Origin of the sequence: Neobacillus drentensis (genome assembly GCF_036965245.1) — a bacterium.
Taxonomy (GTDB): domain Bacteria; phylum Bacillota; class Bacilli; order Bacillales; family Cytobacillaceae; genus Neobacillus; species Neobacillus drentensis_G.
Genome location: NZ_JBALPG010000156.1, coordinates 1 through 20,744, shown reverse-complemented (window position 1 = coordinate 20,744; position 20,744 = coordinate 1). Strand labels below are relative to the sequence as shown.

18 protein-coding genes are annotated in these 20,744 nt (G+C 36.6%); 2 read left to right on the top strand and 16 right to left on the bottom strand.

The features are described from left to right. Positions 1-198: 198 nt before the first annotated feature. The 13 genes from V7150_RS23340 to V7150_RS23280 form a co-directional block, all read right to left on the bottom strand. Positions 199-732 carry a TetR/AcrR family transcriptional regulator gene (locus tag V7150_RS23340; protein WP_335522973.1) on the bottom strand — a complete coding sequence of 178 codons (534 nt, stop codon included), beginning with the start codon at positions 730-732 and terminating at the stop codon, positions 199-201. A gap of 130 nt (positions 733-862) precedes the next feature. Beyond that, positions 863-2,059 carry a M24 family metallopeptidase gene (locus tag V7150_RS23335; RefSeq protein ID WP_335522971.1) on the bottom strand — a complete coding sequence of 399 codons (1,197 nt, stop codon included), beginning with the start codon at positions 2,057-2,059 and terminating at the stop codon, positions 863-865. A gap of 40 nt (positions 2,060-2,099) precedes the next feature. Next, the gene (locus V7150_RS23330) at positions 2,100-3,671 is read right to left on the bottom strand and encodes a class I adenylate-forming enzyme family protein (RefSeq protein ID WP_335522970.1); all 1,572 of its coding nucleotides are present in this window, start codon (positions 3,669-3,671) and stop codon (positions 2,100-2,102) included. 56 nt (positions 3,672-3,727) lie between these two features. Then, entirely contained in the window at positions 3,728-4,867 is a 1,140-nt protein-coding gene (locus V7150_RS23325) for an acyl-CoA dehydrogenase family protein (protein WP_335522968.1), read from the bottom strand. 87 nt (positions 4,868-4,954) lie between these two features. Further along, positions 4,955-6,601, bottom strand: coding sequence for an acyl-CoA mutase large subunit family protein (locus V7150_RS23320; RefSeq protein ID WP_335522966.1), 1,647 nt, complete (start codon positions 6,599-6,601; stop codon positions 4,955-4,957). A gap of 5 nt (positions 6,602-6,606) precedes the next feature. Continuing rightward, positions 6,607-7,014 carry a cobalamin B12-binding domain-containing protein gene (locus tag V7150_RS23315; protein ID WP_335522964.1) on the bottom strand — a complete coding sequence of 136 codons (408 nt, stop codon included), beginning with the start codon at positions 7,012-7,014 and terminating at the stop codon, positions 6,607-6,609. A 26-nt stretch (positions 7,015-7,040) separates the two neighbouring features. Beyond that, on the bottom strand, positions 7,041-7,994 hold the full coding sequence (meaB, locus tag V7150_RS23310; RefSeq protein WP_335522962.1) for a methylmalonyl Co-A mutase-associated GTPase MeaB: 954 nt from the start codon (positions 7,992-7,994) through the stop codon (positions 7,041-7,043). 93 nt (positions 7,995-8,087) lie between these two features. Further along, positions 8,088-9,269, bottom strand: coding sequence for a thiolase family protein (locus V7150_RS23305; protein WP_335522960.1), 1,182 nt, complete (start codon positions 9,267-9,269; stop codon positions 8,088-8,090). A gap of 63 nt (positions 9,270-9,332) precedes the next feature. Further along, positions 9,333-9,704 (bottom strand): hypothetical protein, encoded by a 372-nt coding sequence (locus tag V7150_RS23300; protein ID WP_335522958.1) that lies wholly within the window; start codon positions 9,702-9,704, stop codon positions 9,333-9,335. Continuing rightward, positions 9,665-10,150 (bottom strand): DUF5946 family protein, encoded by a 486-nt coding sequence (locus V7150_RS23295; RefSeq protein WP_335522955.1) that lies wholly within the window; start codon positions 10,148-10,150, stop codon positions 9,665-9,667. The genes V7150_RS23300 and V7150_RS23295 overlap by 40 nt, the downstream gene beginning before the upstream one ends. A 17-nt stretch (positions 10,151-10,167) precedes the next feature. Continuing rightward, positions 10,168-10,818: a vWA domain-containing protein gene (locus V7150_RS23290; RefSeq protein WP_335522953.1), complete on the bottom strand. Its 651-nt coding sequence runs from the start codon at positions 10,816-10,818 to the stop codon at positions 10,168-10,170. 78 nt (positions 10,819-10,896) lie between these two features. Further along, positions 10,897-11,898, bottom strand: a complete 1,002-nt coding sequence (locus V7150_RS23285; RefSeq protein WP_335522975.1) for a macro domain-containing protein — start codon at positions 11,896-11,898, stop codon at positions 10,897-10,899. Between the two features lie 168 nt (positions 11,899-12,066). Continuing rightward, on the bottom strand, positions 12,067-12,858 hold the full coding sequence (locus V7150_RS23280; RefSeq protein ID WP_335522950.1) for a YwaF family protein: 792 nt from the start codon (positions 12,856-12,858) through the stop codon (positions 12,067-12,069). Between the two features lie 249 nt (positions 12,859-13,107). On the opposite strand from V7150_RS23280, the gene nfsA reads away from it, so the two are divergent. Then, a complete protein-coding gene (gene nfsA, locus V7150_RS23275) occupies positions 13,108-13,857 on the top strand; it encodes an oxygen-insensitive NADPH nitroreductase (protein WP_335522948.1) in 750 nt (249 codons plus the stop codon). A gap of 61 nt (positions 13,858-13,918) precedes the next feature. Here the strand turns inward: nfsA and V7150_RS23270 are convergent, their stop codons facing one another. Further along, the gene (locus V7150_RS23270; RefSeq protein ID WP_335522946.1) at positions 13,919-14,167 is read right to left on the bottom strand and encodes a hypothetical protein; all 249 of its coding nucleotides are present in this window, start codon (positions 14,165-14,167) and stop codon (positions 13,919-13,921) included. A 262-nt stretch (positions 14,168-14,429) separates the two neighbouring features. Beyond that, a complete protein-coding gene (locus tag V7150_RS23265; RefSeq protein WP_335522943.1) occupies positions 14,430-15,014 on the bottom strand; it encodes a GNAT family N-acetyltransferase in 585 nt (194 codons plus the stop codon). A gap of 351 nt (positions 15,015-15,365) precedes the next feature. On the opposite strand from V7150_RS23265, the gene V7150_RS23260 reads away from it, so the two are divergent. Then, positions 15,366-16,340: an LCP family protein gene (locus V7150_RS23260; RefSeq protein ID WP_335522941.1), complete on the top strand. Its 975-nt coding sequence runs from the start codon at positions 15,366-15,368 to the stop codon at positions 16,338-16,340. Positions 16,341-16,546: 206 nt separating this feature from the next. On the opposite strand, the gene V7150_RS23255 is transcribed toward V7150_RS23260, so the two are convergent. Continuing rightward, positions 16,547-20,704 carry a S8 family serine peptidase gene (locus tag V7150_RS23255; protein WP_335522939.1) on the bottom strand — a complete coding sequence of 1,386 codons (4,158 nt, stop codon included), beginning with the start codon at positions 20,702-20,704 and terminating at the stop codon, positions 16,547-16,549. Positions 20,705-20,744: the final 40 nt, after the last annotated feature.

Genomic DNA, 20,744 nt, shown 5'->3' with positions numbered 1-20,744 from the left:
CATTACAAATAAAGTTGTTTAATAAGTAAAGAAATATATTTTTTATTTATATTTTATAAATAATTCTAATTCCTCTTTAAGATTTTATCATGGGATGGTGTCGATGATAACCATGTATCTCTCAAATATTCTCCTTATACTTTCCATATCAATCATTGTAGAACCTATTACAATCTACAGATTTTATTCGAATCTGTGTTATTCTGTTAATACCTTAATTAAGTTCTTGGAATAGAAGTTTGCAATTTCTTTGTTTGACTGGCCTTCTCGTGGTTTATACCATGTAGAAATATTGTTTATTGAACCGAGTATTAATAACTTTGCTAGCTTTACATTCTCCGTATGAAAGGAGCCGTCGTTTTTGCCATCTTCTAAGACGGATTCAAACAGTTCTTCATAGCAATCTCTTTGTAAAATGACTTTTTTGTGAAGTTCCTCGGACAGCATGTTATGTCTGTTAATAATATTAAAGACGGCATTTTCTTCGATAATGTATAAGACTAAGGACTCAATGGACTTCTCAAGTTTTTTTAACGAAGTATCATTACTTTCTATAATTTCTTGTAGGTTTTCTATACATTTCGTTGCCACAAGTGTATGGCATTGAAATAATAAATCTTCCTTGCTATTAACATAATAATAAATAGCACCTTTTGTCATCCGAAGTTCATTTGCTATATCTTCAATGGTTGTTGAATAATATCCTTTTTGAATAAATAAATTTGCTGCCATTCTCAAGATCGTGAGCTTTTTTTCCACAGCTCTTTCTTCACGGAAGGAAGACAAGAATCACCACTCCTTTCAAATAACAATTCCTCGTGGACTATCCTAATACCATTTTATAATCAGTTCATCATTTCTTTTATACTTCAAACCTATCACGAGGAAATGACGTGATTACCTCACATCCTGACTCCGTTACCACTATTGTATCTTCTTGAGTGATCCCAAACTCATTTTTAAAGATAAGTTTAGGTTCAATCGCAAGAACCATACCTGGCTCAAGTACTTTTTTATTAAAAGCTGAAACCAATGGGGGTTCATCAATCTCTAAGCCAATCCCATGTCCAATATATCGAAAACCATATTGCTCTAAGCCCATAAACTGATCCTTTAAACCATAACGGTCTGCTAGTTTTTCTACTTGTAAATATACCTCTGAGATTGAAACCCCTGGCCGAATCTCACTAATAGCCATTTCTAAGAGTTCATTAACGACACTATGCAAATATTTATGTTTTTTGTCAGCTTTTCCATAAATAAAAGTACGAGCCTCATCTGAATGATACCCTTGATACACAGTTCCATGATCAATTACCACTAGATCTCCTTTTTCAAGTTGATCATTTCCTGCTCCATAAGGTCTACTTGGACTCCTCCCCATACTCGTCATCGTCATCCAATTGCCAGAAATAATACTAGTATTTTTTCCAAATGCCACAACTCCAAATGGGAGTCTATTATTGGAACCCCGCTGAATCATGTTTCCTTCATCACCATAAGATACTTTTATTTGCTCAATCGATTTTTGGAACTTGATTTCACTGATTCCTTCTTTTAAAATGCCGATGGCCCCTTCAATTCCTTTATAGGAAATCTCGGCTGCTGCTTTTATCTGAGCTATTTCCCAATCTGATTTGATCAGCCGTAAACACCAAACCATTGGTTGAATATCACAAAAAACAGCATTGGAAAACTGTCTTTGTAATTGATGATAAAAAGATAGATTGATAACATCAAATGAAATGCCCAACGCAAGTTTTTTCTCACCGAAGACTTGATTTACTACGTCTACAAGAGTTGTTAATCCATTAGAGGGTCTGACATCGGAAATTAAACTATCCATTCTTCCTTTTTCAACATTGATTCGAACTAGTAAAATCGGTTCTTGATTGCTCGGTACCACAAGAACACTGTTTACTCCCGTTCCTGTAAAATAAAAAATATCCTCGGATTGAAAAAATAAAGCTCCATCAAGATTTTGTTCCTGTAAACTTTTTTGGAGTTTTCCTATTCTTTGATCAAATTCATACCTTAAATTATTTGCAGGCTCTGACACTTTGATCCTCCTAGTTCTATAATGGTTAAAAGTTTTTAACTTAAGTTGATGAAGTGAAAAAATCACCTTTTAATTTGTGTTTTAATATTTTTCCAGAAGCGTTCCGAGGCAATTGTTCCGTAAAATAGATTAATTTAGGAATTTTATAACTGCCTATTTTTCCTTTGCAAAAATCCTTTAACTGCTGATCATTGACACTATCTTTGTCTTTCGGTACAACAACTGCTGTTACAATCTCCCCATATACTTCATGAGGTAGGCCGATGATTGCCACTTCATTTACTTGTGGGTGAGCAGATAATATATTTTCGACTTCTGCAGAATACACATTTTCATCGCCACTTAAGACCATGTCTTTTTTACGATCCACAATAAAATACTCTCCATTTGTTAAACGAATTCCTAAATCGCCCGTATGATACCAGCCATCGACGACTGCTTCCTTTGTTTTATCCGGTTCCTGCCAATACCCTTTTAAAACAGTATCACTTTTTACGAGTATTTCGCCTACTTGATTTTGCGGGAGCTGATTTCCACTATTATCAACTATTTTCACCAACATTCCATAAATCGGTTTCCCTGCACATAATCCTGATGCTTTTATGTCTGGTAATAGAGCAAATTTTTCGATTTCGCATCCCAATGTCTTCGGGCTTATTATATTACTCATAACATGAGCTGTATTTTCGGTCATTCCATAAACATTCGCGACCACAATATCCTGATTTTCAGGGAATAGCTCAAAGAATCTCTTTAATGTATGATGTGAAGAGAAGCCTCCACCTGTCGTCACAGTTCTTAAGCTAGTTAGATTATATTGTTTACTTGCATCAGAAGTTGCAAACAATTTTAGTTGAGTTGCAGTAATGTCTAAATCATTCACCTGATATTTTTCTATCAATTCTCCAACCTTTTCAATCGAAAAATCTGAAAACACACAAGTCATACCCATAGCGATTTTATTTAATCCCATCATAACTCCAATATGGAAGAATGGAAAAAGACACATCCCTACATAATTTCGATTTCTCGGCAATTCGATTAACTGATAACAGCACATTTGTGTCATATTTTTATGAGTAATCATTGCACCTTTTGGCTTACCCGTCGTTCCACTTGTATAACATAGGAAGGCAATATCATTTTCTTCTACATTAGAATCCAATTCCAAACTATTTACAGCACTTAATAATTCTTCAAATTGATAGCTTTTGTCATCCTTTTCCCCGACACATACCAAGTTTTTTACACTTTTCAGTTCATCGAGCATGGAATGGATGGTTTCCCTATACACATCTTCATACACAATGGTATTAGCCCCTGAATGATTAATAATATATTTTATTTCAGCCAGACCTAGTCTAGTATTTAACGGAACCGCGATTCCTCCCATACTAAAAATTCCGAAATACAATTCAAAATACTCAGCCCTGTTATTCAGCAAAATAGCTACCCGATCACCTTTATAAAAATTCAACTGAAAGAGTGCATTCGATATTTTGTTTACTCTCTCATAAAATTCCTGATAAGTTCTTTCCACCCCTTTTGAGATGAGCGCGGTTTTATTTGAATTCTCGTTTACAACATTCTCAAGCATATGTTTCATTAACATAGAGATTCAGCTCCTCCTCATCAATAAAAGCAAACATTACAATAAAGTGATTAAAATTAGTTCAGATCTAGTTTTTTTGCGATAATAACCTTCATAATTTCATTTGTACCAGCATAAATGGCCGCTATCGGGATATCTCGATATCTTCTTGCGATTTCATAGTCTTCCATATAACCGTATCCACCAAACAATTGTATACATTGGGAAGCAACTCTTTTGGCCATCTCGGTATTCCACCATTTAGCCATCGAGACTTCTTTTACTATATCCTTTTTATGGATATGTTCAGATACTAATCGGTCTACAAAGGTACGACCCAGTTCAATTTCTGTGGCCATTTCAGCTAATTTAAACTGAGTATTTTGAAAATCCATGATTCGCTTTTTGAAAGCATGCCGCTCTTTTGTGTATTGAATAGTTAGTTCAAACATTCTTTCGGCAGCGATCTGTGCAGCTAAGGCTACTACTAATCGCTCCTGCTGAAGCTTTTCCATCATGTAGTAAAAGCCCTTTCCCTCTTCTCCAAGTAAATTTTCCATTGGAACCTTTACATCCTCAAAAATCAGCTCTGCTGTATCCTGACTATGGAGGCCAATTTTATCTAATTTTTTCCCTCTCTTAAATCCTTCCGCATTCCCTTCTACTAAAAGCAGACTTATTCCTTTATGAGTTTTTTCATTCATATCTGTTTTACATGCGAGAAGGATTAAATCTGCTTGGATTCCATTAGTTATAAACGTTTTTTGGCCATTTACAATGTAGTGTTTTCCATCCTTTACAGCCGTCGTTTTAATATTAGCTAAATCTGATCCTGCACCTGGTTCAGTCATTGCTATAGCTGTTATAATTTCCCCGCTTATACAGCCCGGGAGCCATTTGGCTTTTTGTTCTTCAGTCCCAAAGGTATGAATATAAGGAACTACAATTTCATTATGATTGGAAACCCCAATTAGGCTAGCTCCGACTCTCTCAAGCTCTTCTATTAGAATAGCTGAATAGCCAAAATCAGTATTTAATCCTCCATATTTTTCATCTATAAAGGGACAGAGAAATCCTTGTAGACCCATCTTCCTCCAAAAAGCTCTGGGTATCATTCGATTCTTTTCCCATTCATCATAAAATGGATAGGCTTCTTTTTCTAAAAACCTTCTTAGAGCTTTGCGAAAAATTTGATGTTCTTCCTTCCGATAAGTCATTTATCTCCCTACTTTTCATTTGGATATTTGTTATTTCAAACTATAGTGTGGGTAAACATGGGGGAATTTTAATGAATTGTGCAAGTCTTAAACGATATTTGGGTAACCAAATCCAAGTTGATCCCGAAGCTCCTTAATTACCTCTCCATGAGTACATCCTGCTTCAATAGCAGAAATGGTCTCTTCGAAAATATTTAGGGAATTATCTTTTGTCGCCTCTCTCAGCCTTGCAAGAGCTTGTTCAACCCTATGCTGGTCTCGATTCTTTTTATATTTTTCTAATCTTCGTAAATGATTATCGACAAGTTCTGGGGCCACTCTTGTTACTGGCGGCCTTTTGTCTTCACTTTCATCAATTTGATATTTATTTACACCAACAATAATCTTTTCTTTTCGATCAACCGCTCTTTGATATTTATCAGCCGATTCTCCTATTTCTTTTTGAACGAAGCCATTTCGAACGGCTTCCATCATACCGCCCATTTCATCGATTTTGTTGATGTACTCCCATGCCTTTTCTTCCATATCATCTGTTAATTTCTCCACGTAATACGAACCACCTAGAGGATCAATTACGTCAGCAATGCCAGATTCCTCAGCCAAAATATTTTGTGTGTTGATCGCGATCCTAGCTGCTTCCTCGATCGGGGTACCTAATGCTTCATCATATGAATCGGTATGAAGGGACTGAGCCCCACCTAAAATTCCGGCCATCGCTTGAACGGTGATCCTAACTATGTTATTTAATGGTTGCTGTCTTGTTAATTCTGCACCAGATGTTTGACCATGAAATTTAAATCTCATCGATCTTTGATCAACGGCGCCAAACCGTTCCTTTAATAGTTTTGCCCAAATTCTTCTGCCTGCCCGAAATTTCGCTATTTCTTCAAATAGACTGATGCTAATATCGTAAAAGAACGTAAAACGTGGGGCAAAGGAGTCAATTGGGAAACCTCTTTTTAATGTTTCTTCAATATAAGTAATACCACTTGAAATCGTAAAGGCTAATGCTTGAACCGGGGTGGCACCAGCCTGCTGCATATGCTGTCCCACAATACTGACAGGGTTCCAATTTGGCAGGTGTTTGTTTGTATATTCAATATGATCTAGTAAAACTTTTAAACTTCCATCTAGTGAAAGACGATAGAACATGTGATTAGCGACAAAATGGGAGATAAAATCAGATTGATTGCTCGTTCCTGTTATTTTCGAGAAGGGAATGCCTCTTCGCTTCGCAATGACTAACAGCATTGCCAGGCCGGTAAAACCGATTGGATCATTTAGTCCAATACTGATTTGATCAATTGGAATTTGATCAAATGCAATTTCCATATCTTCAATTGTGTTGATTGGTGTTCCGCATGTACCGACAAGAAGGGGATCAACCATATCAGCATCATATCCGCGGTAAAAGCTATTACAAAAGATCAAGCTAACCGCATTTGACCCTGCCTTAATCATTTCTCTTTGACGTTCATTAAATCTTTCAGGTGTATCCAAACCAATTAATTGTCTCCGACTCCATCCTCTCCCTCGGTACATGGTTGGATAGATGCCCCTTGTGTAGGGATAAAGACCAGGGTAGGACAAACTCTGATTCTGAAAATCTTGAGCGGTATACAATGGCTTTACAGGTATACCTGATAAATTGTATTTAAGATCTTCTTCTGAAGAAACACCTCTTACTCTTTCATAATCATCTTTCCATTTTTGATATTGATTTATTTTTTCCATTGTCTTCACCTCATTTCTTTCTGGTTTTCCATGAGTCGTTCTACACTTTCTATAATAGAATCTAATGATTCTCCTGGATGAAAAATTTTTGCCACGCCAGCAGTTAGCAGAATTTCTTCATCTTCTTTTGGAATGATTCCACCTACGATAACTTTTTTATCATCCAGCTCTTCTTCTACAAGGGCGTTCATTAGCTTTGGTATTATCAGATGATCATAGGCTAATGAACTAATAGCAATGATATCCACGTCTTCTTGAAGGGAAATTGAAACGACATCTTCAATTCTTTGCCAAGGACTCGTGTAAATCACCTCCATCCCAGCCTCCCGAAAGGCACTTGCTACTACTCTTGCCCCCCGGTCGTGTCCATCTAAACCAATCTTTGTCACCAAGATTTTAATAGGTCTATTCATTTTCCACTCTCCTTTAAATGTTCAACTCAATTTTTTTCTCCTAAACCTTGAGTTGTAAAATAGCGTGAAAATATGTTTTCAGCCGCTTTTTCAGGATTTATTTTTTTCTTTTTCACCTCATTTACCATTTTTATCCATTCGCTGCTATTTATTATCGATTCATCCATATAACACAGGATTTTTTCCTTTAAGCTTTCAAATAATCTATATTGTGCATGCTTCATTTCAATTTCATAACGTTCACCTGTTAGGTTAATCGTTTGCCATCGGTCTTCAATGTTACTCACAAGATTGTCTATTCCATTTTCCTTTACAGCCGATGTAAGTAACACGGGTACTTGTTTTCTATTAATCACTGATTCTGTGTGAACCATTTGATTGATGTGCTTAGCGGTCATGTCGGCACCTGGTAAATCCGACTTATTTACTACAAACACATCCGCAATTTCCATGATTCCTGCTTTTTGGGCTTGAATTTCATCTCCTAATCCAGGGGCGACTACCACTATGGTTGTGTGGGCTAAGTTCATGATTTCAATTTCCGTCTGACCTGATCCAACTGTTTCAATTAAAATGCAATCATATCCAAACCCGTCCATTAAGGTAATGATATTTCTAACCGATTTTGCCAATCCACCCACTTCACCCCTTGAAGCGAGACTCCTTACAAAAATATCATTGGATTTTTGCACACTAGACATCCGTATACGATCTCCGAGGATGGCACCCTTGGAAAACGGACTACTAGGATCAATCGCTAAAACTGCTACCATTTTCCCTTTTTTCTGTAAAGAGGTTGCGATCTTATCTACCAAAGAGCTTTTTCCAGTTCCAGGTGAGCCAGTAATCCCGATAATATGGGAGTTTCCAGACAAGGAATACAATTTTGAAACTAAATCGGTATAGTGTTCTTCTTGGTTCTCCACAATCGTAATCGCTCTGGCTAAATCTCTTTTGCTCTGTGATTTAATGTTACTCACCATATGATCAATATCTATGTTTCTTATTTTCATAACCCCTTTCTACTGAGATATTCCAAATTAAGTGTATCCGCTTACAAAACTATTTATTTCCTATTGATTTCTACTAATCAAGCATGCAATGGCAGGACCTCCCCCCGCACACAAAGTAGCTATTCCTAATTTTTTATCTTGCCGTCTTAATTCTGTTAAAACTGTGCCTACTAATCTTGCACCTGTATTCCCGGGTGGGTGACCTAGAGCAATCGCTCCTCCATTTACATTAACCACTTCCTTTGGAAATTCTAGGTCTTTTATACATGCAAGTGCTTGAGCACCAAAAGCCTCATTAATTTCTAAGAAATCTATTTCACTTATAGAAATTTCATTTCTTTTTAATAATTTTCTAATGGCTGGGACAGGGCCATAGCCCATAATTTCCGGTGCTACCCCAACTGATACAACGTCTCTAATAATTCCTAAAATAGTTAAGCCTTTAGACTCAGCATATTTTTTCTCCATTAGAACAAGAGCGCAACCACCATCACTTAATGGAGGTGAATTTCCGGCGGTAGAAATTCCTTCCACATCAAAGGCTGGTTGTAATTTACTTAGCCCGTCTATTGTTGTGTTTGGTCGGGGGCATTCGTCTGTGGTAATGATTTCTTCACCTTTTCTACTTTTTATAACAACTGGAACAATTTCTTCTTCAAAGCGACCCTTTTCAATTGCACGAGCTGCTTTTTGTTGACTTTCATATGCAAAAGCATCTACTTCTTCTCTTGTTAACTTGGCATTCCGAGCAACTGTTTCAGCAGTATTTCCCATATGAATTCCAATAAAAGCATCGTCTAAACCATCATAATAAAGGCTATCCTCCAGTGTCTTTGGGCCCCGTTTATGTCCCCACCTTCCTGATAAATCAAGGTAAGGCACATTACTCATGCTTTCAAACCCCCCAGCCACTACAACCTTAGCTTTTCCTAATCTAATTTGGTCAGCGCCTATATCAATTGCCCGAATTCCTGATGAACACTGTTGATTGATGGTCATAGCTGGTGCATCAACTGTAACACCTGCTTGTATCGCAGCTTGACGTACAGGATTTCCTTTTAAACCAGCTTGCCAAACTACCCCCATTATTACTTCATCAATTTCATCCCCAGATATATTTGCTTTCTTTAGAGCACCAGAAATTGCAATAGACCCTAATTCAACAGCTGAAATATTTTTAAATATACCACCATATCTCCCAATAGGAGTTCGTGCAAAAGATACAACAGCCACTTCCACCATACTTGTCGACCTCCATATTATTTTTTTGAATCATGAGTATTTATTTAAATCTATATTCACTTTTTAAAGAAATAAACCATTTTTTTGTACACTATCGCGAAAATCATCCAAGTTACAAATTTGGAAGGAAGCGAAACCATGCGGTAATGGATAAACGATTAGCTCGATTTCTTCTGCATATAGTAAGTTCGGATATTTCTGTTCTAATAAAGAATTAAGCGTTAACCGATGTTGGCTAAATGTCCACGGTCGTAGACCCTCCAGTTCTTTAGGTCGCATAAATGTTTCAAATATTTCCGTTAAATTTTTCCCTGATTCAGACAGCTTTGCTATGTCCTCTTCTAAAAAGATCCGGCTAGGGACGGACTTCCCCCCTTTCCTTTTACTTTGTTCAGCTATAAAAAAATCCTCCTTTGCATGATTTGGGTATTCCATACATGCAAGGAGGCTCCATATAGCATTTCTTCACGAATTTCTCCATCCTGTTCCTTCAAGACGTCAAAGACAGTCAAGGAAAAGCTGGATTTGTCTGGCTGTTGAAATTGCAACTCATCCCAATTATATTTTTGGCGGCTAAGCAATGTATGCACACGCTGTACTTGTCTTCCATTAAATCTATGCTCAATAGCATAATACAAACCAATTAACGAAAATGCGATAGTAATTTTTTTCATTTCATTACCTGAATGTTGAGCTGAGTAAGTATCAATTGCATGCTGATGAATAAATTGAATATCTTGTTTTCCCATTGTATAACTGCTCAATTCACTATATTTTTGATAACATTCGGCAGACGCATTGTATCTGGAGTGCATTTCAAACTGTTGATTCAATTTCAGCCCACAACCTGGACATTCAATTACATACACATCTTTTTGCAACCATTTCACCTCCTAGATTACTTCCTCGTCCGCCGATTGTAATCCCTTTCAATTCCTTCTTTCCAGCTTCGATCAATCTTTTTGCCACTTCGCAGGTTGATCACTGCTTCATTTACAGCTTCATAATTTAATTCTGTCCCTATATGATCGGCATGGTATTCAACTGCGAAGTCCTCATCGATTCCAAATTGTGCTGCGGTTGAGATGGCATCGATATTGGCTCCAAGGAATAAGAATTCCCAGCCATATTTCTCTTTTTGATGCTGAACCATTTTTTTGATTTTTTCCATTGTATATTCACGGCTGGCATTTTCCATCCCATCAGTGGTAATGACGAATAGTACCTTTTCAGCACGTTCATCCTCACTTGTTTTTCTTTGTACATTCACTATTTTTTGCATGGTAAAACCGAGGGCATCTAATAACGCTGTACTGCCCCCTACTTCATAATCTTCTTCAGTAATGGGAGAAATGCCTTTCACATTTATTCTGTCGTGCAATAATTCGTAAAGGTGATTAAATAATACGGTAGTAACAAAAGCTTCTCCTTCAGCCTTTTGTTGTTTCATCAACATCGCATTATAGCCGCCAATTGTATCTGCTTCGAGCCCTGCCATCGAACCGCTTTTATCTAAAATAAACACTATTTCTGTTAAATTGTTTTTCATTATCGTCATCCTCCGTTTTTTTGATAAACTTAGGATAGCAATAATCCGATTAGAAATGGTCGCTTTGAAAGCGACATTTTAAGCACCGAGGAATGGCTGGTCAAAAGCAAATAAGGCTTCATTGATTTCATGAATATTGTAATTGGCTTGTTGAATAAAGAACTCAATAATAACATCAAATTTACTACTATGGGACAAGGTATAACCGGCAGTAGTTAGCAGCTCTATCGTTTCCGGTAAATTTAATTTTAAAGCAATGGCAAAGGCAATTGCGGTTTTCTTCTTTGGAGTATAATCAACTCCATTCCGGATTTTTGAGAATAATCGACGGTCAATATTCGCCCTGTTATACGTCTCAACATCTGTCATTCCCTTTTCATCAATTAAACGAAGCAGCTGCTCGGAAAAAGATTCATCGAGGTGGTTCAACAGGTTTGCTAAAGAATCGTTTGCTTCTTCATAAACATCCGGCCTGAGAATTTCGGCTTCTCGCAATTGTTCCATTATATATCGTTCTTCTTGATTGCGATTAAATGTGCTCTCTACTTCTTCTACATAATGCTCATCAATATATTGATTTATGGATGTAAATAACTTCTTACTTAAACCGAAAGATTTTTTGTCAAAAACAACTAGATAAACGAGCATGTCATGATTTAATAAAAAGTTACTGATGGTGGAAATTGCAATTTGTAATGCTTCCTCTTTTGGATAACCATAAATGCCAGTCGAAATCAACGGAAATGCAATGGATTCACATTGATGATTTTTTGCCAGTTCCAAAGAGTTATTGTAAGATGCCTTTAACAAAGCGGCTTCTTGATTTGAACCACCTTTCCAAATTGGTCCTGGTGTATGAATGATATATTTTGCATCCAGCTTAAACCCATCAGTAATAACCGCTTCTCCAACCTTGCACTTACCGATTTGATCGCATGCTTCTTGCAGCTCACTGGTACCCGCCGCTTGAAAAATAGCACCACATACACCTCCACCCATTTTCAGTGAAGTATTCGTAGCATTCACAATCGCATCTACATTCATCTTTGTAATATCATGGCGAACAATTTCCAATGGCATCATATCTTCCCCTTCCCTACAAAATATCATTTTTACTATACTCTCAATATAGCTAATTAAGGAAATTTTAAAAAGAGGGATGGAGATTGAAAACCCTAATAATCCTTAATAAAAGTGCCTGACCCCCGGTGTTTCGCGATACCACTATCCTTTTATTGTACTATTGTCTCAACTTAACCCCTTTCCTATTGTATCTCTTGCTTCGTTATTTTCTATCCTCTGTAAAACACCAATTGGTATATACGTGATGCTAAAAACAATTACTGCTGCAATCTCAAGATTTATATAATACATAATCCCGCTCCCGAAAAATGTTAGGATCGTTTTGGCTTCAGTTGGGCTCGCTAAATAGAAAAAGTTTGTGCCAATCAGTTGATTCAAAATAAAAATAGGTACGGCTATAATATTAACGGTTACAAAGCTAGATAAAATGGCTTTACTGGGAATCCTGTAACCTTCATAAAGGATAAAATACAATGCGGCTAACGGAAGTACTGAATGGTGAAGGAAATATTCAATAAAATGAAAATGAGGAAATGTGTAGACCATTTCTGGTGTAACCATCGCTAAAAAAGGAGGAAGCGTTCCAATAAAATAGAACAAATAAAACACTTTTTCATTCTTTTTCAAGAATAAATACATAGCTAAAAAAGTACTAAGTGAACAGAGTTGTAAAGGAAGATTGCTCACTTCCCACTGATTGGTTAGGATTAACCATAAATGCTGCGAAATCTCACATGCAGGTAAAAGGATAAACAGTGTCCATTTAATAATATGCTGATAAATCTTACGTTTATTTCTGAAATACACTAAAGTACAACATGCAGTAAAGAATACAACGAACGTACCAATATGGGCAATAGAGAACAACTCAAAACCCTGCATTCCTGTAACAGAAAACATGATATCATCACCGCCTCTCACGATACATTGAAATGTTGTTTGTTTAAATTTATTCAATACCATAAGATATTGACATGATTTAATAGGTTGATGAGAAGATTTGCTTCAGGAGTAACACCAACAACACCTCTTTGAATTACCGTCGCTGCCATGTTACCAGCCTACGGGTGCTATGTTCATTGTAAACCCGATAAACATTCTAATATTATAAGTTGTGGCCTTATCTGTACATTTCTTGAACAACGCTGCTCTTATTGTTATAATCACTCAAACCAACAAAGAATGATGAATAGCGAGGTGAACTTTATGAATGATGTAATAGGAACGATTCTTAACCACCGTTCAATCCGCCATTTTGAGGACAAGCCATTGACAGAAGAGCAAATAAAGACGATTGTTTCCTGTGCCCAAGCTGCGGCTACATCAAGCTTTATTCAGGCATACTCCATTATTGGTGTTAAGGATCCTGTTAAAAAGAAGAAATTAGCCGAGCTTGCCGGAAATCAGGAGTATGTGGAAAAGAACGGCCACTTTTTTGTATTTTGTGCTGACCTTTATCGTCATTCGATTATCGGGGAGAAGGAAGATAAAAACGTAGAAGAATCACTTGAAAGTACCGAAAAATTTATGGTGTCGTTAATTGATACCGCTCTTGCTGCCCAAAATGCTGCCATTGCAGCTGAATCACTCGGGTTAGGTATCTGTTATATTGGTGGTATTCGCAACAACCTTGAAGAAGTTAAAAAAGTTTTAAATATTCCGGTGCGTGTCATCCCACTGTTTGGGCTGGCCATTGGTTATCCAGCCAAAAAAACCGGTCAAAAACCAAGACTACCTTTTGAACATGTTTATCACGAAGATGGATATGAACAAAACAAAGAAGTTTATTTACAACAACTCGATGATTATAATGAAGTAATCGGAAACTATTATCAGCAAAGAACTGATGGAGCTCGAAAAGATCGTTGGACAGAACAAATTGCTGCTATGCTTGAAAAGCAGAATCGCTTGTATATGAAGGAGTTTATTCAAAAAAACAAGCTAGATTTAAGATAAAAATAAAATGTCATTTAGTTGTACTATTGCACATTATTTTGTGTGTAATATGTTTACAAAATCAAAGGACTAAAAAGTATTGAATTTGATTAGATGAGATTGGTGTAATGGCCATTATGTGATAACCGATACTTAGTAATTGTGATAAAGTTTCTGCACAATTGTGACGTGGCGGCTCAATCGGTGCGTGAAAACTTTTATAAAGATTAATCAACTCATTATTGTTTGTACAATGAAGCAAGACAACGTGTTTTCCGGTCCATGCTTGACCGATTATTGGTTGAGTTTGAATTTCACTTATGTTTCTCATATTGAACACCCTCACTAATTGATACAATAGCTTATGAATAAGACCTAGTCCATAGTTCTTAAACATAACGAATTGATTTTAAGCAAGGGCATCATTTAAAAGAATAGCAAGCATTAAAGGGGAGTTTCAAATAACTCCCCCTCTCCTTTTATTAACGTTTACTTTCTCTATAGCTGAAAATCTATTTTTCAGCTTTTAGAATTCAACCTTAAAATAAAGCATTATGAAAGGACTTCCGATTGGAGTTCTTTTCAATTGGGAATTAATCATTTTTGGTTTGAATTTTCCCGAAAAGTAAATCGTTATAATATTTTCCTTCTATAAAAAAGTGGTCTTTTAATTTTCCCTCTAACACATACCCATTCTTTTCCAGAATCCGAGCAGAGCCCACATTTGCATCAACAACACTAGCATGGATTTTGTGCAGATTAAGAGTTTCAAATGCGAAATCACTCATCAAAGCAACACACTCTGTTCCATAACCTTTTCCCCAATGATCTCTATTAAAAACATATCCTATTTCTGCTCGCTTAGCATTATGATCAAAATTGAAAATCATGGCCGTCCCAATAATTTCTTGAGTTGATTTTAAAACGATGGAAGCATATAAATGAGTACCCGCTACCTCACGTTTTACCATCGTTTCAATGTATTCACTAGTTTCATTTAAAGTGTTCATTAAACTCCAGCCAATAAAACGTGAAACTTCCTCATCTGATGCATAAGTATGGATCTCTTGAACATCATTTGTACTTAGTGCTTTAAAATAGATATTTTTACCTTCCAATGCATGAAATAAACTTATATTCATATTTTCTACACTCCCTAACCTATTATTTTCTCCCATTTTAAAATAAATTAAGACAAAAATCTTTAAATATAAGATCCATTTGATCAAAATTGTTTTTTAAGTTTACATAATTATACTACCAACTTTATCGCGCTGGGCTGGAATAACTGGCATATTAATTCTCTCCGAAAAATTTGACGTTAGATAAGTGACAGCAAAAAACAAAAATGTAATCAGAAATTCAGAAAAATGTAACCTAAAATTAAAAAAGTTGAAAACTAATTATGGGATAATCACTACTTCAAGGGTTGTTAAAAGATTGAAAACAAACTCTGGTTTATTTTTTACATTATCAGAAATTAATAATATAATAGTATACCTGCAAACATTGATTATTCAGCCTAGGTGGTGCAAAATTTGACGCGGTCGAAAAAGAATAGAATAAGAGTAAAATGGAAGAGAGTGATTGGCGCCCTACTTCTAATAGGTATCATTATGGTAGGTCTTGTTCAAATATTTCAGTACATAGAAGGTACAATAAATAACCTCAACCATCCACTTGAAAAAGCAGAAGGAAAACAAACCTTTCAAGGAGATAAAAATAAACTAGGTCCCATCAATGTTCTTTTATTAGGTAGTGACTCACGGGGGGAAAAACAATCTCGAACTGATACGATCATGGTGGCCCATTATGATCCACAATCTCATAAAATAAAACTTATCTCTCTTATGCGTGATATGATGGTCTCTGTACCGGGACATGGACAGCAGAAATTAAATGCAGCTTATTCGTTTGGAGGTCCTGAATTACTAAGAGAAACAATTAAAAAAAATTTCGGTCTGGATCTTCATTATTATGCGATTGTAGACTTTAAAGGATTCGAAAAAGCGGTCGATCTACTCGTGCCAAATGGAATTGAAGTAGACGTCCCATATGAGATGTCTTATGGTATAGGCATGACGATAGAAAAAGGGAAACAACAACTACATGGGAAAGAACTGTTAGGATATGTCCGTTTTCGTCATGATCGTTTAAGTGACTTCGGACGAGTTCAAAGACAGCAAGAAGTAATCACAAAATTAACGGAAGAAGCTGTAAGTCTTAATAGTGTGGTAAAACTTCCTAAGCTAGTAGGTCTTATTAACAAATACATAGATACAAATATTGATACCTCCACCCTTTTGACAATTGGGAAAGACATTTTAACTAAGAAAAGTAGTAATATAGAAACATTCCGTCTCCCTGAAGATGGCAGCTTCCAAAATAAACGGGATGAAAAACTTGGTGACGTATTAGAAGTGGACTTCGATCAAAATATTGAAGCTCTTAATAATTTTTTAGAAGACAAAAGTGTTGCTCAAAATGAAGAACAAAAAGAATAAAGAAGCATGGTGACGGTTCTTATAGGGGAAGTTTTGTGCGCAAAAAGGCACAACTAGTGGATTTTTAGCTAGTTGTGCCTTTGTTCTATCTTATGAGAAAGGTCTAATCGCAAAATTTTTGATTGCCCGAGAAGAATGAAGTCCCGGTCCCTGGCCTATGGGATTTCAATCTTTTTGTTCCCACTGATTTTTTGTTCCCAACATTTTTATTTCAATCCTAATTGACTGAGGATACTATCCAATGAAGCCCCTTGGTGGGTTGTTTTAGCATTTGGAGCATTTTTTACCGTTGGATTACTTGCTCCAAAATTTTTGATAATATAATACATATCCTTTTTATCAACCGTTTTATCGAAGTTTAAATCTGAAGCTGTATGATTGGTGCCCCAATTTTTTTGCAGCTCGATGGCATCCAGCACATCGATGACGTTATCTTTATTGATATCTCCAGCCAGTGCCATGTCCAAGTTATCGCGGAAGTATTTTCCAACCAATTCACCGCGAACGACATCAGATAAATAATCCATCGACCTATACATCGTAAAATGTCCAGGAACATCCACCTTAATCGTATATGGGTTTTGATCAACTTTAATACCATCCAACGTATATTCTCCGCCTTTTGTTAAATCCTTTCCTTCAAGTACAGTGTTACCATCAAACGAAGTTAAAGTTACCTTAGTTCCAAGTGTTCTGTGGTCAATAGCTGAAATTGGTTGGCCAGTAGTTGGATCTTTTGCTCCTTCCACGTTTACAGCACCCACTAATTTGGAGACTTTTGCTTTGACATCAAAAAGTTCGTTAAACGAATAAATATTTTTCGTTTCTACATTTGATTGGTCAATGAAGGACGCATTTTCCGCATAGTATTGGGACATAGACGTATAACCTTTTTCCAGCGATCTCATATCGAAATTAAATAACTTTAAATCCTCAGGCAATTGTTGATTGCCTAAATACGTAAACGTAAAGGTGTAGGCAGTCTGATAGCTATAGGATGTTGGTGAAGTCGTAACCGTCACTTGTGCATCACCGTATTGTTTTACCGCGTCATTGACAGTTACGTTTTCGATTGTTGCTTGGGTATTAATGATTTGCAGCGTCATTTTCGCTGTTTTCAAATTCTTCATATTGTTGGAACGTACGGTATAGTTGACCGTCTCTCCCGTCGTAATCGCTTCTTTATTAGCCTTCAAATAATAATATGGTGTTGTATTTTTCGTAAAGGCGATCCTTTCTTCTGAAGTGCCATTGTATGCGGCATCCAACCCAATAAAGCTAACTGGCAGTACCTTGAATTGATTTGATACTAAAATTTTATCAACATAGTCACCATTTTTATCCGTTTTAATCGGTCTGCTAGGGTAACCATTGTAAAAAGGTATTACTGAATACATCGATGGGTCTACAGGAATACCATAGCTGTTCGTTTCTTCCATTTCAGGATCTTCTACATGTACTTTAAAGTCATACAAAAATTGTCCCTTTGAATCTAATTGACTATCACTATATTCAATGACCTTTTGCTCTAATGAATCAAAGCTGGTCGTTACATTTGGTATTCCAAATTCGTTCATAACATCTTGTGATGCTATGAAGGTATCTCCCTTCTCATTAGTTCCAACAAGTTTGACGACATAATGACCAGGTTTTAATACTTTCCAATCATTGCTGACAGGATTTTTCTTATCACCTGTAAATGGATAGTAATAATTACTGATTAATCTAGGAATCTTGTAAAGTGCATTTTCATCCATAGCAATGGTATTAAATGATCCTACCACTCCTAAATTTTTACCTGTCTTTGGATCAGAAATGACCACATCCAACGTTTTCATATGTGATTTGATCGCTATTTCTGCATCCATATATGGATAATAAGCCAAAGAAACTGTTTTGTTCGTTGAATAAATTGGGTTAGCTATCTTAAATGTTTCTATTCCTTCATTGACTACACGGCCGCCAAATGGAATTCGGTATTGTTCAGTTGGATTATCATTGTTCGTAAAAACAATATATCCTTCATACGTTCCTCTTTCAGCTGTTTTTGGAATGTTTAAATTAAATTTAATATCTCTGACACTATTTCCGTCCACTTTTACTGTAGTTGGACCTTCTAATGTCACGTTGTTTTGAGCCGCATCTTTTGATCCTCTTAATCCTGTTTGGAATTTTACATCTACGTTGAAGGTTTTATTTTGTTTTGTAAGACTTTTTACTGTAATGTGTCTCGAATCGGAAATATCTTCACCGGTATAACCAAATGTTCCAAAGCTAATTCCACCCGTTAAATTATCTATTGATTTCTTTTTTCCACTAAGGTTCATAGGTGTTTTATCGTTAACTACAAATTCAACACTCGAGTGAATCGCTTCATACGCATCCACTCGGCCGCTTCCTGCTTCAAAGACGCTATAGTCTTTTGATAATGGGTCAGCCGTATTCATTAGAATGGATTTGACATCGGCTGGTTGAATGTCATTATTTGCTTGAAGGAGTAATGCGGATACACCTGCAACATAAGGTGTTGCCATTGATGTTCCTGATAAACGTTCATATGCATATTTATAATCTTCCGGTTTCGACCCATCTGCCGTTTTATTATTCATATAAAATGGAACAGTAGAAAATATGGAAACTCCAGGTGCCGTTACTTCCGGTTTTATTTCATAATTTACCCGGGAAGGACCTCTTGAACTAAAGCCAGCAAGCTCATCTGCGGCAGTTTTTACCATTGCATAGTCACCAAAAGTAAAATCAGTTTTACCTGCTTTAATGGCCTCTAAAATTACTTTACCATCTGCATTGGAAACTGAAAATGCTGGAATAGCATCTACCGATTCACCTAAAAATGACTGAATTACCCCCTCTGCGCTGTTTGCCTCATCATTATACATAATAACGCCAACCGCACCACGAGCTTTTGCATTTTTGATTTTATCGATTAATGCAAACGATCCGCGCTTGATGAAAGCAATTTTTCCAGTTACATCCTTACCATTAAAATCAGCTGGGTTAGCTAAACCAACATCCACAAGTTGATAGGTTTTTCCTTTAAACTGTGTTAAATCATCACTATAGTTTCTTGCCAACTGTCTCAACGAATAACTCTTTCCATCTTGAGCACCTGTATATTGATAAATATCAAATGCAATGGATGACGCACCAACCGTTAGCGCTAACGATGCTGCACCTGGTGAACCAAGTGTATACATCTTATCGCCGGTATTCCCTGCAGCAATCACAGCGGTAACTCCATTAATAACTGCATTGTTAACAGCCATAGAAGTCGGATAGTTCGGGTCATTAATCGCGGCACCCAATGACATATTGATGACATCCATACCATCTTTTACAGCACGATCTATACCAGCCATTACCGCTTCACTAGAACCACTGCCGTATGGTCCAAGTACACGATAACCATAAACTTCGGCCTCAGGTGCAGCCCCTGTCATTTTATACTCACTGTCTGCTGTTCCTCGGCCCGCAATGATCCCAGAAACATGCGTGCCATGTTCTGTATAGTAAGCACGACCGCTATTTAATTCTGGCTTACCAGACTTTTTCCAATCCGCGTATGTTGTTTCCATTGGATCGCTATCATTATCGACGAAATCATATCCGCCATTATATGCATCCTTTAAATCAGGATGGTTATAATCGATACCTGTATCAATTACACCAACCTTGATTCCCTTACCACTGAAACCTTCAGCATGTAAACGATCTAGTCCATCATATGGTGTATAATTCGCAACAGTGATTTGATCTTCCTTTGCTTGATCATTACCTTCTACTTGAACAGGAGGTTGAATCGAAAATGTTTCGTTGCTCCAAACCGCTTTAACAGCATTTGATTTTAATAAATTCTTAATTTGGTTAGCAGGCAGACTAATGGAAACACCATTAAATGCATGTTTAAAAGAACGATGAATTTTAACATCTGCCTTTTTATTATTTTCGTCCGTTAATTGTTGAACATCATGAGTAAACGTTTCATGATCCTGGTCAACAAGGTTTGATGCTTCCGTCTTAGATAATTGTTTCCCTTCTGCGCGTGCCATAATTTGAGCAACCTTTGCAGGCTTATTCTTAAATTCAACTATGACAGTTGTTTCATTTGAAGAGGTTAAATCAACATCGGAAGAAATTTGTAAGCCCGTTTCTTCATTCGTTGAGATTTGCTTAAGTGCTGCTCTTTGTTCTGGTGTTAAGCTGGCAAGCACCTCCTCCGCCTTCGAAAAACTAGTAGCTTTTGATACAAGTGGTACTTGACCAATAGAACCTAAAATGAAACTAGCTGATAAAGCCGCTACAGTTAAGCTTTTTAACATTTTACTTTTATGGGCTTTTTTCCTCATGTTTATTCCCCCTAATGCTCTTTTTTACATATGTAAGTAT